Source organism: Metasolibacillus sp. (assembly GCF_025291715.1).
Lineage (GTDB): Bacteria > Bacillota > Bacilli > Bacillales_A > Planococcaceae > Metasolibacillus > Metasolibacillus louembei.
On record NZ_JAMBIZ010000007.1, the window covers coordinates 92,309 to 105,518 of the forward strand.

Consider the following 13,210-nt stretch of genomic DNA (forward strand, 5'->3'; position numbering starts at 1 on the left):
ATGATGTCTTTTAGTCTAAAATTGACGGTACTTTTACTTGTCCTGCTTCTTGTTCCTTGACATTTAGCATCATTTTTTCACGCGCTAAGCCTTCACCTGCAACATCTTCACGCAATACATTGACCAATGGTAAAACATGTGATGTTGGCTCAACATTTGTTGTATCTAATTCATTTAGCTGCTCTGCAAAATCAGTAATTTTCCCCAATTGCTCTGCAAACTTTTCTGCTTCCTCTTCCGTAATCGCAAGTCGTGCTAAATGAGCAACATGCTTTACTTCCTCTTTTGTTAGTTTAGCCATTATTTACACCTCCGAATAAAGTTAACCATACGTGTTATCATAACATTTTTCATAATGAAAATCATAAGTTTGAGCAAAAATAACAGATACTCCTCGTAAAATGAGCAGGGCTGTCCAAAAGCCTATGTCTGCTTAGAACATCGTTATTTAACAGAGAAAATAATAAACTGTTGCATGAGAAGTGATACATTGTAAAATCACATTCTCATACAACTGCTATTTGCTACTATTCATAAATATGGACAAAAGGCTTATCGCTATTGCGTTCCTTTTTGATTAATACTTCTGGTCCATTAACCGATGTCACACTCACTGTAATTGTTACATCGCTAGGCAATTGCTTAAGCATAACATCTGTTAAATACTGTGTGAAACCAATAATTTCTGTTGTACCATAAAACTGTATCGGAATTTCCACCTCTAAATTTTGAAGCTTGTTATTTTGATAAAAGCCTGTACCGATAACACTTGTAAAATTAGAGAAATATTTATCAATGTCTTGCTTAAAGTTTTGGAACTTATCATTATCTTCACGATATATCTCCACAGGTGAGCTCATTGGGAACGTCACATATGCCTCGTTAATTTTTTGCCACTCACCTAGACCGCTTTTCCCGCTATCTACCACACTATAGGCGAAATAAGTGCCTGGTACAATGGAATTTCGAGGCTGCTGCTTAAATAGCCCTATAACGATTGGTACATCTGCAAGCTCTGAGCGTGTGCGTAGGCGAGCTACAACTTCCTCTGCTATTTCCTTCGCTGCTGCCTCTAGCTTTTCATTAGGAATTGGTTCCTCAAAATATTCCCCATACTTTTCCTTTTGATAATAGTAAATCGAATTGAGCGCAAGCCCAATTGACATACCACCAAGCTTCACTTTATTATCATCTGTCATCGTTAAATAATTTTGCTCAACAATATGTGCTAAATAAACAGGTGCCTCTACAGCTTTAACAGTTGGCGCAAGCTCCTTGCCATTCGCATCTAAACTAGACGGGTTTAAGCCTTGTAAATCTTCACCTTTGTCCGTTGTTTGATTTTCACGTGCAAGCCAGTAGCTTACCGTATTTGCGGATAAGTACTGTCCTTCCTGGAAAAAGTATTTATCTGTTTCAAAAACATTTTGTGAAATACGCATCAAGCCATTTTCTACTTCTTTTACGTCATATTTCGTATAAATATTAGAGACAATTAAGCCTCTGCTCGCACTTTCTTTATAAGGTGTTAATGTCCTATAATAATTTTCACTTAATTGTCTGCTTGTAATATGTGTTGTTTCTGCTTCTTCTGCATCGTCTGTCTGCTGTACAACCTCCGTGCTTTGCTTGAAGGAAGGTGTACAGCCAGCTAATATAGCTGCTGCTACGAGCACCGATACCCAGCGAAATCGAGTCATCAGTCAAGCCCCTTTACTATTGAAATTGTTCGATTAGGCGCTCTTCATCCCATATCTCAATCCCTAGGCTTTGCGCTTTCTCAAGCTTTGAGCCTGCGTCTTCCCCAACGATTACAAGATCTGTTTTTTTACTAACACTTCCTGAGACGATGCCACCTAACTCTTCTATTTTCGCCTTTGCTTCGTTTCGTGTCAATTGTGATAATTTTCCCGTTAACACAATTGTTTTTCCTGCAAATGGATTTTCGCCGACTTCAACTTGCACTTTTTTCCCTTTATAGCTCATATTAACGCCTACATCTTTTAAGCGTGCAATAAGAAGCTGGACATCTTCATTGGAAAAATAGCTAACGACTGAATCTGCCATTTTGTCGCCAATTTCGTGAATCGCTGTTAATTCCTCCGCCGTTGCTGCCATTAAAGCTTCCATCGTTTCATATTGCTCCGCTAAAATTTTTGCCGCTTTTTCACCGACATGGCGAATACCTAAACCGAATAATAAACGCTCTAAAGAGTTTTCTTTTGAACGCTCTAACGCTTCGACTAAATTGCTAGCAGATTTTTGTCCCATGCGCTCTAGCTCAACTAGCTGCTCTACTTGCAGTAAATAAAGGTCTGCTACATTTCGAATATAACCTTCTCTTAATAGCTGCTCTACGACTTTTTCTCCTAAGCCATCCACATTCATTGCGTTGCGAGAAACAAAATGCTTAATGCCTTCTGCAATTTGTGCTGGACATGTTGGATTAACGCAACGTAGCGCCACTTCACCTTCAATACGAATCAATTCGCTATCACAGGCAATACAATTTGTTGGCATTGCATACGGCACAGCATCCTCTGGACGTTGCTCTAATAGCACGCCGACTACTTCTGGAATAATATCTCCAGCTTTACGAATAATGACCGTATCGCCAATACGAATGTCTCTTTCACGAATTAAATCTTCATTATGCAAGGATGCTCTTGCCACTGTGGTACCTGCTACTTGAACTGGAGCTAAAATGGCTGTCGGTGTAATTACACCTGTTCGTCCTACTGTTAAGTCAATATCAAGCAATGTCGTGACAACTTCTTCTGCAGGGAATTTATAAGCAATTGCCCAGCGAGGACTTTTTGCCGTAAAGCCAAGCTCATCTTGATGAGCATAGCGATTTACTTTTATCACAATGCCGTCTATTTCATAAGCTAAATCATTGCGCTTTTCTGTCCATAATTGTATAAACGTTAAAACTTCCTCAATTGTTGCACATGCTTGACGCTCACGATTGGAGGGGAAGCCTAATTGCTGAAGATAATCCAGCATTTCACCATGACTATCTAAGCCATAAACTTCACCATCTCCCCCAACCGAATAAATAAATGTAGACAATTGACGGCTTGCTGCAATTTTTGGATCTAGCTGGCGTAAAGAACCTGCTGCTGCATTGCGTGGATTTGCAAATAATTCCTCGCCTTTTTCGGCACGTGCTTTATTTAAAGCTTCAAATGATTTTTTCGGCATGTATGCTTCACCGCGTACTTCAATCGTTACAGGCTCCTTTAAACGAAGAGGAATCGCTCGGATTGTTTTTAAATTTGCTGTAATATCCTCACCAACTGTACCATCTCCACGCGTTGCTCCTTGTACAAATACCCCGTTTTCATAACGTAGCGCAATTGCTAAGCCATCAATTTTCAATTCGCAAATATAAGAGAAATGATCGCCAATTGCTTGTCGTACTTTACGGTCAAAATCGCGTAAGCCTTCTTCATTAAATGCATTTGAAAGACTTAGCATCGGATAGTTATGCGTCACCTTTTGAAAGCCTTCCAGCACCGCTCCCCCAACTCGCTGTGTAGGGGAATCTGGGTAAATAAAAGAAGGATTTGCTTCCTCTAACGCAATCAGCTCATGTAACAGCTGATCATACACTGCATCTGGCACAGCTGGTTTGTCCAATACATGATAGGCATAATTATAGTCATGTAATAATGTATTTAACTCAGCAATTCGTTTTTCAATATCCGTCATGTGGTTTCCTCCTACGCCTTTGTAATAGGGGCAAACTTCGCAAGCAACCGTTTAATCCCTATTTGTGGGAAGGCAATATCAAGCTCTGTATTTTCTCCCGCACCTTTTACACTTACAACCGTGCCTGTACCCCATTTCCCATGAACTGCTTTATCTCCCGCTTTCCAGCCATGCTGATCTCCACCTGTTGCCTGCTGATGTGTTATGCGCGAAGTCGATTTTTGTGCAGCTCGATATTGAGGTGCTCGGTCGTAGCGGTTCGTTCTAAATGGCAAATCCTCTGTATGTGTATAGCCACCTGCCTTACTTGTATGCTCCACTATACCGTCAGAAATTTCATCAATAAAACGAGAAACCGAATTATAACTTGAGCGGCCAAAGATCGTTCGTGAGCTTGCACTTGTTAAGTAAAGGCGCTGTTCTGCCCTTGTGATGCCAACATACGCGAGGCGCCGCTCTTCCTCCATCTCCTCCTCATTTTCCATTGCGCGTGAATGTGGAAAAATATTTTCCTCCATCCCAATGATGAAAACGACAGGAAACTCTAAACCTTTTGCTGCGTGCATTGTCATTAAAATAATCGTACCTTTCGCCTTCTCTTCCTCATCCAATGAATCAATATCCGCAACAAGCGCTAAATCTGTTAAGAATGCCACAAGCGATTTGTCCTCACTGCGCTCTTCAAACGCTTTCGTAACAGTTAAAAACTCTTCAACGTTTTCTAAACGACTTTGTGCTTCAATCGTTTTTTCACTTTGTAGCATTTGGCGATAGCCTGAACGCTCAATCACTTCCTCTACAAGCTCTGTTACTGTAAGTATGTCCTGTTTATTTGATAAATCTTTAATCAGCTCATAAAATTTTTCCGCTGATGCTGCCGCTTTTCCTGTTAAGCCTATAAAAACAAGCTCCTGCATCGCATCAAAAATCGATCGATCCTGCTGCAATGCATAAAGCGCCATTTTTTCAAAAGATGTAGCACCAATACTGCGCTTCGGTTCGTTAATAATGCGCGCTAATGAAATATCATCGTCGTTGTTGGCAATTAATCGTAAATACGCTAGCAAATCTTTAATTTCCTTGCGATCATAATATTTTGTACCACCAACAATTTGATAGTTCATATTCGATTTTTTCAGCACATCCTCCATCGCACGTGACTGTGCATTCGTACGATATAAAATAGCGAAATCATCCAGCCTACGACCTTCCTTACGAATTAGCTGTTGAATCGTTTGTACAACGTATTGTGCTTCATCTGTTTCATTGTATGCCTTATAGACAACAATTTTATCGCCTTCATCATTATCTGTACGTAGCGTTTTTTTATAGCGGCTTTCGTTGTTTTCAATTACTTCATTCGCCGCCTGTAAAATACGCTTTGTTGAACGATAATTTTGCTCTAACATAATCACCTTTGCGTCAGGATAATCCTTTTCGAATGATAAAATATTTGTAATATCTGCACCACGCCAACGATAAATAGATTGATCGGAATCACCAACTACACAAATATTGCGGAATTTTTTTGCTAATAGCTGAACGAGCGTATATTGGGAATTGTTGGTATCTTGATATTCATCCACATGTATATACTGGAATTTATTTTGATAAAACTCCAGCACTTCTGGTACTTTTTCAAACAGTTTAATTGTTGTCATAATTAAATCATCGAAATCTAGTGACTGATTAATGCGCAGTCTTCTTTCATAGCCTTCGTACACTTGGCTGACTACCTTCTCAAATGGATTATGAGGATTCATGTTTGCTTGAAATTGACTTGCTGTAATACAAGCATTTTTTGCTGAGCTAATCGTACTTAACACCGCACGAGGATCATATTGCTTTGGATCAATATTTAACTCTTTCAATACATTTTTCACTACTGTTAATTGATCTGAGCTATCTAAAATTGAAAAGCTTTTCGAAAAGCCTAGTTTATCAATATCTCGGCGCAAAATTCTTACACACATGGAGTGGAATGTTGATACCCACATACGCTCACCAGTGCCATTGCCAAGCAAATGATCAATACGCTCACGCATTTCACGCGCTGCCTTATTCGTAAAAGTAATAGCTAAAATTTTAGAAGGATAAACCTCTTTTTCTACTACTAAGTAAGCAATTCGATGTGTTAATACACGTGTTTTTCCAGAACCTGCCCCTGCCATTATCAACAAAGGGCCTTCTGTTGCTTTTACTGCCTCCTGCTGCTGCGGATTCATCCCAGCAAGTAGATTTTTCGTAATTTGCTCCATTTCGCACCACCTTACAGAACATTCGTTCTTATTATATCATAACACTTTTTACAGCATCAACCGTTTTCAAAGCTGCTTGCAAATCATCATAAATAATATTACCAACAACAACTGTATTAGCAATCTTCGCCATTTCAGCAGCTTGCTCTTCTGTCGTAATGCCTCCTCCATAAAAGAGAGAAGTATTCGCTAATACATCCTTCACCGCCTGTACGACTTCCACATCACCATACGCTCCGCTGTATTCCACATAAAAAATTGGCAGCTTAAAGTAGTTTTCTGCCATACGCGCATATGCTACTACATCATCAATGGATAAATCTGTCTTAGCCTTTGTTGCATGTGCTACTTTGCAGTCTGGGTTTAATATACAATACCCCTCTGCCACAAGCTCCTCCCACACCATAATATCTCCATATTCTTTAATCGCTTCATGGTGTAAATCCTTTATCCACTTCGTATCGGTACTATTTAAAACAGACGGGATAAAATAATAATCGAAGCCTGGTGTAACTGATTCTACATTGGAAATTTCAAGTGCGACTGGCACCGTGTATCTGCGTACGCGCACTAATATATCAAGCACATTGTCTAATGTGACATTATCTGTACCACCTACTAAAATTACGTCAGTACCTGATTCGCATACTTTTTCTAAATCTTCATCTGAAATCTCTTTAGCTGGATCGACTTTAAATACATGTCGCCAATTTTTCAATTCCACACTATGTCACCCTTTTCTCAAAAGTTTATCGTTACAAGTATAACGTAATTATGGACAAAACAAAAAAGACATATCTGAAATAATTTATTCAGACATGTCTTTCGAAAAAATATATAGCAGAGGGGCTCACATTCTCCACTTTCCAACTAAACACTTGTCAGGCTGTGTGTAAAGTGCTCTGAGCATAAATAATCTTTTTTACCTAGCATTGTCTGCATAAAATCAACCCATTCATCTGCTGTTTTTAACTGTAAATTATTTAAATAAGCAACGACTTGCTGTCTGTAGTGTGTCATCTTTTCATCATTTAATAGTACTTGTTCAAGCTGCTGATGTAACGCTTTATTTTTATCAAGCGTATAGGCAAGTCCTCGCTCTGTTAAATATTTTAAATTATGCTCCTCTTGTCCTGGTAAAACAGAGTGGACAAAAATTGGGAGCCTTTTGTGCAATACCTCGCTAACTGTCACTCCTCCAGGCTTTGTCACAATCGCATCCATCTGGTCATATAAGCGATTCATTTCTAAGCGTGAGTCAATGTAAGGTACGGGTGTGACGTTAGGTAATCGCCATGCTAGTACTTGCTCATATAGCTTCGCATTTCTACCGCATAAAATATAGTAATGAAATAGCTTATTTTGCTTTAATTGCTCATACAAACCAGGACAGTTCATCAGCCCTAAATTACCACCTGCTATTAAAATATTGCGTGCAAAATTATGTAAGGCTGTTGTACGAAGCATTTCTTCATGTACAGGTATTCCAGTCACAAATATATTGGACTCTACTACACCTTGCTGACAAAGTAGCTCCTTCATCTCCTGCATTGGCACAAAATGATAATCAATTTCTTTAATTCCCCATAGCTGATTCATAAAAAAATCGGTATAAACATTTACTACTGGAATATTACATTGCCCACCCTGTTTTAGCTTGTTTAGTAAATAAGAAGGGCCGCTTTGCGTACAAAAAATAATATCTGGCTGCTCCTCTTCTAACAAGCGAACTAAATATTTCAAAAGTAGATTATAAAATTTAAAGTCGGACTTTACTTCCTTACGATTATCAAACTTGCGACTATAAAACTTGGCATATGTTGTCGGTGCATATTGAATCCATGATAAATAGCTGCGTGAAATGACTTTTTCTACAAATGGGTTTGCATAGCTTAGTAAATCAACCTTTTTCACTTCGATATCGTCATTATGCTGCTCAATAAATGCCATCAAAGCATCAGCTACTTGATGATGCCCTGTTTGCATCGTCAAAAACGGTAAAAACAGCGCTTTTTTCATGTTGGTTCCTCCTCTATTTCAAACGTAGCTTTTTGCGTCTTTTCCATAGTATATAAACAATACATATCACGCCGATACCTATTCCCATATATGGTGCAACCTCTGGTCCGATATGAAAAACGGAGCCTAAAATGCGCCCTGCTATTAAAAAAGGTATCACCCATACAATTGTAGCGATAAGGGCGTATACAGTATAACGCTTAAAAGGTAATCTACTCACACCCGCAACATATGGACTAAGCTGTCTAACACCGGGAATAAATATGCCAAAAACAACAGTTCTTAAAGCATTTCGTTGAAAGCCTGTGCTGACCATTTCCAAATTGCGCTCCGTCAATCCAATAAATTTCCCAAAGCGCTTCATAAAAGGATAGCCTAGCCAGCGCCCCACAGCATATGCCGTTAACAGGCCAATATAAACGCTACTTAAGGAACAAATAATAGATAAAGCTAAATTCAAGCGTCCATAACCAACAAATAAGCCAACTAAAAAAATTAAAGATTCCTCAGGTGCTGGAATGCCAACAATTCCAAAAAATAAGGAGAATATAATAAGTACATAACTATACGTCTCAAGCAATCTTACAACTTCATCCATCCTAGCACCTACCTTAACACGACGAACTTCGTTGTATCAGCATGCTGCTGTAAATATTGCTCTAAATGCGCAAGCATGTAATGCGGTGCTTCCTCATCGGCACCTAATGTTTGCCCATTATCATGTAATAAAAAAATGCTACCTTCCTTCGTTGCATTCGTCAATTCATCCTTTAATGTATGCTCGATTTGTGCTATTCGCCAATCTTTAAAATGCCTTGTCCACAACACTGTACGATAACCATTTGCTACTAATGGTGTAAAAGCATTTAAATGTCCCCATGGTGGACGATAGAATATCGGCTGTTCCCCTGTAATTTGCTCAATTACTTTTGCACATCGTTCAATCTCTTGTTTTGCCTGATGTGGTGCAAGCAGCCAATTCGATGTATGTCGGTAGTGGTGGATACCTATAGCATGTCCTTCCTTGTGCATTCTTGCAATAATTTCTGGATAAGCCTCAGCATGTTTACCAACTACAAAAAATGTCGCCTTAATTTGAAATGTCTTCAATAAATCTAACAGCTTTGGTGTATAAATAGGATGTGGTCCATCATCAAAAGTTAATGCAATCCCTTCCGAACAGCTTCTTTCTACAACATCTGTCTTTTTATAAATCGCCGTCGCTACTATCGAATAAGACAACAGTGCCCCAGTAGCATATAGCGTACGTTTGATCCATTTCTTTTCCAAGCTGTTCTTCCTCCTCTAAATTACACCTCATTTTTAAGTGCATTTGAACATTCGTCAAAGGTTAAGCTTCCATTGCTGAATTAAATTAGCTATTAATTAGAAACTTGTGGCCATTTTCCTCTTTCTATTTTTATACGAATATACTCAATAAAAAGTTGCACATAGCTTTATTATAAAAAATAAAGTTAATTTTTTACTATATGAAATTATGAAGGATTTCTTAATATTTTAAAAGGCTACAAAGAAAATAAATATTTTCCTTGCAGCCTTCTTGTTTTTATTTATGTGTAAATGGTTTCTCATCAGGATAAAGACGTCCTAGCATTTCATCATACATATCATTTCCATAGTCAAAGCAACGGCGCACACGTGAAATCGTAGCAGTGGAAGCACCTGTTTCTTTTTTGATTGTTTCATATGTTTTTTTCAATCGTAGTAAATGTGCTACTTCAAAGCGCTGTGCTAACGATTGAACTTCACTGATTGTGCATAAGTCATCGAAAAATTTATAGCATTCTTCAATATCGTTTAGCTCTAATACCGCCTTGAATAATTGTTCTGTTTGATGTCCACGAATTTTTTCGATTTGCATCTCATTATCCCCCTTTCCTCATTCCGAATACGTTACAGCAGATGCGAGTCCCGGTGTTGTTGGAACAAAGTGGATCCATGATCTCCCTTGCACTAATTTAACTTCACTACCATCTTCCTCGATTGGTACTAATAAGCCATCAACATTTTTCCATTGAATCTCTCTCATCATACCTTGCTGGAAAATATACGCTTTTCCTCCTGCTGATATATCGATATCACGCCGACCAACATTATCGATGATACGATGTGGCATTTCAAAAAAGAGTATGTTCGATAGTTGAATTTCTTCACCTGTTGAATAATCTGTCGTAACGGTATTACCCGAAAATCTTTTATAATGCTCTGTTCCCTCATCGTACGTATATGTGCTATTGAAAGAGCTATTTTGGCTATAGTGAATCGTCGCTTCATTTGCTCTAGTACCTATTTTAGCACTTTCTTCATCACGATAAAAAGTATAAAACACTTTTTTGCTGTAGTCCATTGAAGCGCCAACTTTTTCTGCTCCCGCTAAGACATTTTCTCCTGAAATATAGGAATTATGAGGTGCTATACGATCAGACGAACGCTTAAAATATGTACCATCATAGTGCATGCCATTAATGTTAGAAACGACACCATTTGCTAGCATTGATTTCGCCTCTGGACTATAACCATGTGCAATGTAAAATGCATCTAAGCCTTTTGCGATATCAATAAAATAGGAGCGTGCGCTACGAATCGGTCCGATTTGCTCTGGTATTGCAGATTGATACAAAGCTAAAAAACGCGTCACATCACCTTCTGCTAGCATTTCATAGACAACATCTGCTGCCGCTAAACCTGATTGTGGTCTCGCAGCAGGATGATTATTAATTGTTGCTAAAATAGGACGTTGCGTAATTTCCTCCGCAATCCCCTCACCTGTAAATGGTGTTGTAAAAGGTAGTTCAACTACCTCTTCCTCTGGCTCCTCTTCTTCCACGATGTCCTCAATTACTTCTCCCTCTTGTGGCTTTTCCTCTGCCTTGTTGCCACAGCCTGCAATGATGAACATTGCACTGAGGCTAGCTAATAATTTAAATTTAATATCCATTATTTTCTCCTTTAACGCATAACTGCTGATAGTAGCACTCGATTTTTCAACACATCAAATAGCCCTTTACGGGTAATACGAATATATGGCAAATGTGTCGATTGTAAAAAGAGCAATGTATAAATTGCATCTGTATGGCTGTAGCCGCGCTCATGCAATGCAGCCTTTAACGCTAATTCTTTGTCAATTAATGTTTCAACATCGCCATCATACAAACTACCTGCAATTGGTAAATCAATTGACGCAACAATTTGTTTATTTTCCGTTAGCAAGATTCCACCATTCATCTCTTTCAGCTTGGCAAAGGCAAATTTCATTTCCTCAATGCTTTTTCCAATTAAAATAATATCGCCTGTCGTTGAATAAGAAGAGGCAAAACCTTGTACACTAGAAGCAAAGCCTTTAATCATCGTATTAATTCGCCATTTCCCTTGTCGATCCACTAGTATTAAATAACATTCATCTGCTGCACTATGATTTAAATGCGGAATACTGTACGGCTTTGTAATAACATCATTGACCATTTCAATTCCGACTGGCATTGAGAATTGAAAATCTTCATCACATAAATCGAAATCCATATGAAGCTCACCAAATGCCGACCAATCAATTGTTGGTAATGATGCAACTTTGCTATTATCCCGCTTTAACCATATACCTTTTGACAATACGCCCTCTGGTGTTGGCGAAAATTCATCTTGCAAAATATTAAGCGATGCATAGCGACCTGTTGCCACTAATCCATGTAATCCTGTCATATTGTAATAGCGCGCAATATTGTATGTCGCCATATTATAAGCATCAATTGGCGCTACACCTGCATCAAGTGCCGCTTGGATACATTTGTCCATAATACCATCCTGATAAAAGCTTGGTGTAGAGCCATCTGTTGTCATCATTAAATGGTCAAACACATTCAATTGTTTTGCAACAGCATCCTTTAATAATTGCGGTAAATCAGGTCGAATGGATGAATAACGTAGCGTCACTGCATAGCCATGTAATAAACGACTTTCCACTTCCTCAATCGTCATCGCCTCATGATCACCATCTGCGCCTAATAGCTTCATGCGAGCTAGCGTTCTTTCAGAGGCGCCAGGGAAATGACCTTCAATTTTCTTCCCTTTTAGTTTTGCAACTTGAATCCAATGGAGCATTTGGTCATCTCCACGTAATAGTTTTGGCCAAGCTGTTAGCTCACCGCCAAGCAATACAGAATCCTGCTCTAACCATTCTAAAACAGAGGCGGTTGAATAAATTTCCTCCTCTAGCTCTGTTTCTGTTTGTGAATCAAAGCGTGCCCACCAATAAAAGGAGAAGGGCAATTGTCGAAGCTGTTCTAATATTATAAACGCTTTCTCGTTATCCATTAAAGCTGCAAATGTCATATTGTCGGATATAAATGCTGTCGTTCCCGTTTGTGCTGCAAAATCGGCAAAGGATTGCGGATTATATAATTGAAATGGATGTACATGTGGTTCAATATAGCTTGGTACAATTATTTTTCCTGCTACATCAACAATTTCAGTGCCTTCTACAAATGCTGGCATGCGTTCTCCAACATATACAATGCGGTCATTCAAAATCCAAATATTACCTTCAATCCATTTTTTTAATATGCTATGCAAGTAACGTGCATTTTTTAATACAATCGTCGGCGCAACTTTGCCATCAATCACAGCAACTTGCTCTCGAATATCTTTAATCTTCCAATTGATTTCTGGCATGGCAAAAATGCCTCCTTTTTCACCTATACATTTTCTACAGAAAACGATGCATACTATTTGTGCAATACATCGCCTTTATCGTATCACAGCACTTTCATAAAGCAAAGCGATGTAAATAACATTTTTTATAAGGAGCTGACTATTTTTGTTAGAAGAAAATATTTCAGAGCGTAGCGCTTTTATGCGACTTATTTGCGGTATTTCAATGACTGGCTGTGGCATCGGTCGCATTGCTCATCGTCCAAATTGTTGGACAGGTCATTTAATGATTGCAGCAGGCGCAATGAAAATTGCGGAAGGTGTTTTTCAATATTGCCCACTGAAAGCAATGATGGGTACTAGCATGCAAAACGAGCAAGCTACGTCAAACACCTTTGACAGTCAAGATTTTATGTCTAAAGAACAGGTTAGCCAGTTTATGAAGGAATTTTCAGATGCTATTTCTGGTAAAAACACCGATGCTACGACATCAAATAATTCCAGTCAAAACCCTTCTTAGTCATAAAAAACTATCAGGAAAGCCTAAACTTTCC

The 13,210-nt window shown here is 38.7% G+C and carries 12 protein-coding genes; 1 reads left to right on the plus strand and 11 read right to left on the minus strand.

The window, feature by feature from the left end; all coding sequences use genetic code 11:
- Positions 1–10: 10 nt before the first annotated feature.
- From gatC to M3Z76_RS07100, 11 genes are all read right to left on the minus strand, one after another.
- Positions 11–301: an Asp-tRNA(Asn)/Glu-tRNA(Gln) amidotransferase subunit GatC gene (gene gatC / locus M3Z76_RS07050; RefSeq protein WP_293923867.1), complete on the minus strand. Its 291-nt coding sequence runs from the start codon at positions 299–301 to the stop codon at positions 11–13.
- 226 nt (positions 302–527) lie between these two features.
- On the minus strand, positions 528–1,700 hold the full coding sequence (locus M3Z76_RS07055) for a CamS family sex pheromone protein (protein WP_293923870.1): 1,173 nt from the start codon (positions 1,698–1,700) through the stop codon (positions 528–530).
- Between the two features lie 16 nt (positions 1,701–1,716).
- Entirely contained in the window at positions 1,717–3,714 is a 1,998-nt protein-coding gene (ligA, locus tag M3Z76_RS07060) for an NAD-dependent DNA ligase LigA (protein WP_293923872.1), read from the minus strand.
- 11 nt (positions 3,715–3,725) lie between these two features.
- Entirely contained in the window at positions 3,726–5,972 is a 2,247-nt protein-coding gene (gene pcrA / locus M3Z76_RS07065; protein ID WP_293923874.1) for a DNA helicase PcrA, read from the minus strand.
- A gap of 31 nt (positions 5,973–6,003) precedes the next feature.
- Entirely contained in the window at positions 6,004–6,696 is a 693-nt protein-coding gene (gene pcrB, locus M3Z76_RS07070) for a heptaprenylglyceryl phosphate synthase (RefSeq protein WP_293923876.1), read from the minus strand.
- A gap of 146 nt (positions 6,697–6,842) precedes the next feature.
- A complete protein-coding gene (locus tag M3Z76_RS07075; protein ID WP_293923879.1) occupies positions 6,843–7,991 on the minus strand; it encodes an MGDG synthase family glycosyltransferase in 1,149 nt (382 codons plus the stop codon).
- 13 nt (positions 7,992–8,004) lie between these two features.
- Positions 8,005–8,589 carry a DedA family protein gene (locus tag M3Z76_RS07080; protein ID WP_293923881.1) on the minus strand — a complete coding sequence of 195 codons (585 nt, stop codon included), beginning with the start codon at positions 8,587–8,589 and terminating at the stop codon, positions 8,005–8,007.
- A gap of 8 nt (positions 8,590–8,597) precedes the next feature.
- A complete protein-coding gene (locus M3Z76_RS07085; RefSeq protein WP_293923883.1) occupies positions 8,598–9,281 on the minus strand; it encodes a polysaccharide deacetylase family protein in 684 nt (227 codons plus the stop codon).
- A 277-nt stretch (positions 9,282–9,558) separates the two neighbouring features.
- Complete coding sequence (locus M3Z76_RS07090; RefSeq protein WP_293923885.1) at positions 9,559–9,873, minus strand: YerC/YecD family TrpR-related protein; 315 nt, start codon at positions 9,871–9,873, stop codon at positions 9,559–9,561.
- A gap of 18 nt (positions 9,874–9,891) precedes the next feature.
- Entirely contained in the window at positions 9,892–10,950 is a 1,059-nt protein-coding gene (locus tag M3Z76_RS07095) for a DUF3048 domain-containing protein (RefSeq protein ID WP_293923888.1), read from the minus strand.
- A gap of 11 nt (positions 10,951–10,961) precedes the next feature.
- Positions 10,962–12,677, minus strand: coding sequence for an adenine deaminase C-terminal domain-containing protein (locus M3Z76_RS07100; protein WP_293923891.1), 1,716 nt, complete (start codon positions 12,675–12,677; stop codon positions 10,962–10,964).
- Positions 12,678–12,822: 145 nt separating this feature from the next.
- Here M3Z76_RS07100 and M3Z76_RS07105 point away from each other — a divergent pair, with 145 nt between their 5' ends.
- A complete protein-coding gene (locus M3Z76_RS07105; RefSeq protein WP_293923894.1) occupies positions 12,823–13,176 on the plus strand; it encodes a YgaP family membrane protein in 354 nt (117 codons plus the stop codon).
- Positions 13,177–13,210 lie beyond the last annotated feature (34 nt).

Excerpts from the sequence above, each read along its gene's own strand:
- gatC (WP_293923867.1), bottom strand. The coding sequence starts at position 301 with ATGGCTAAACTAACAAAAGAGGAAGTAAAGCATGTTGCTCATTTAGCA.
- M3Z76_RS07055 (WP_293923870.1), bottom strand. The coding sequence starts at position 1,700 with ATGACTCGATTTCGCTGGGTATCGGTGCTCGTAGCAGCAGCTATATTA.
- ligA (WP_293923872.1), bottom strand. The coding sequence starts at position 3,714 with ATGACGGATATTGAAAAACGAATTGCTGAGTTAAATACATTATTACAT.
- pcrA (WP_293923874.1), bottom strand. The coding sequence starts at position 5,972 with ATGGAGCAAATTACGAAAAATCTACTTGCTGGGATGAATCCGCAGCAG.
- M3Z76_RS07075 (WP_293923879.1), bottom strand. The coding sequence starts at position 7,991 with ATGAAAAAAGCGCTGTTTTTACCGTTTTTGACGATGCAAACAGGGCAT.
- M3Z76_RS07080 (WP_293923881.1), bottom strand. The coding sequence starts at position 8,589 with ATGGATGAAGTTGTAAGATTGCTTGAGACGTATAGTTATGTACTTATT.
- M3Z76_RS07090 (WP_293923885.1), bottom strand. The coding sequence starts at position 9,873 with ATGCAAATCGAAAAAATTCGTGGACATCAAACAGAACAATTATTCAAG.
- M3Z76_RS07095 (WP_293923888.1), bottom strand. The coding sequence starts at position 10,950 with ATGGATATTAAATTTAAATTATTAGCTAGCCTCAGTGCAATGTTCATC.
- M3Z76_RS07100 (WP_293923891.1), bottom strand. The coding sequence starts at position 12,677 with ATGCCAGAAATCAATTGGAAGATTAAAGATATTCGAGAGCAAGTTGCT.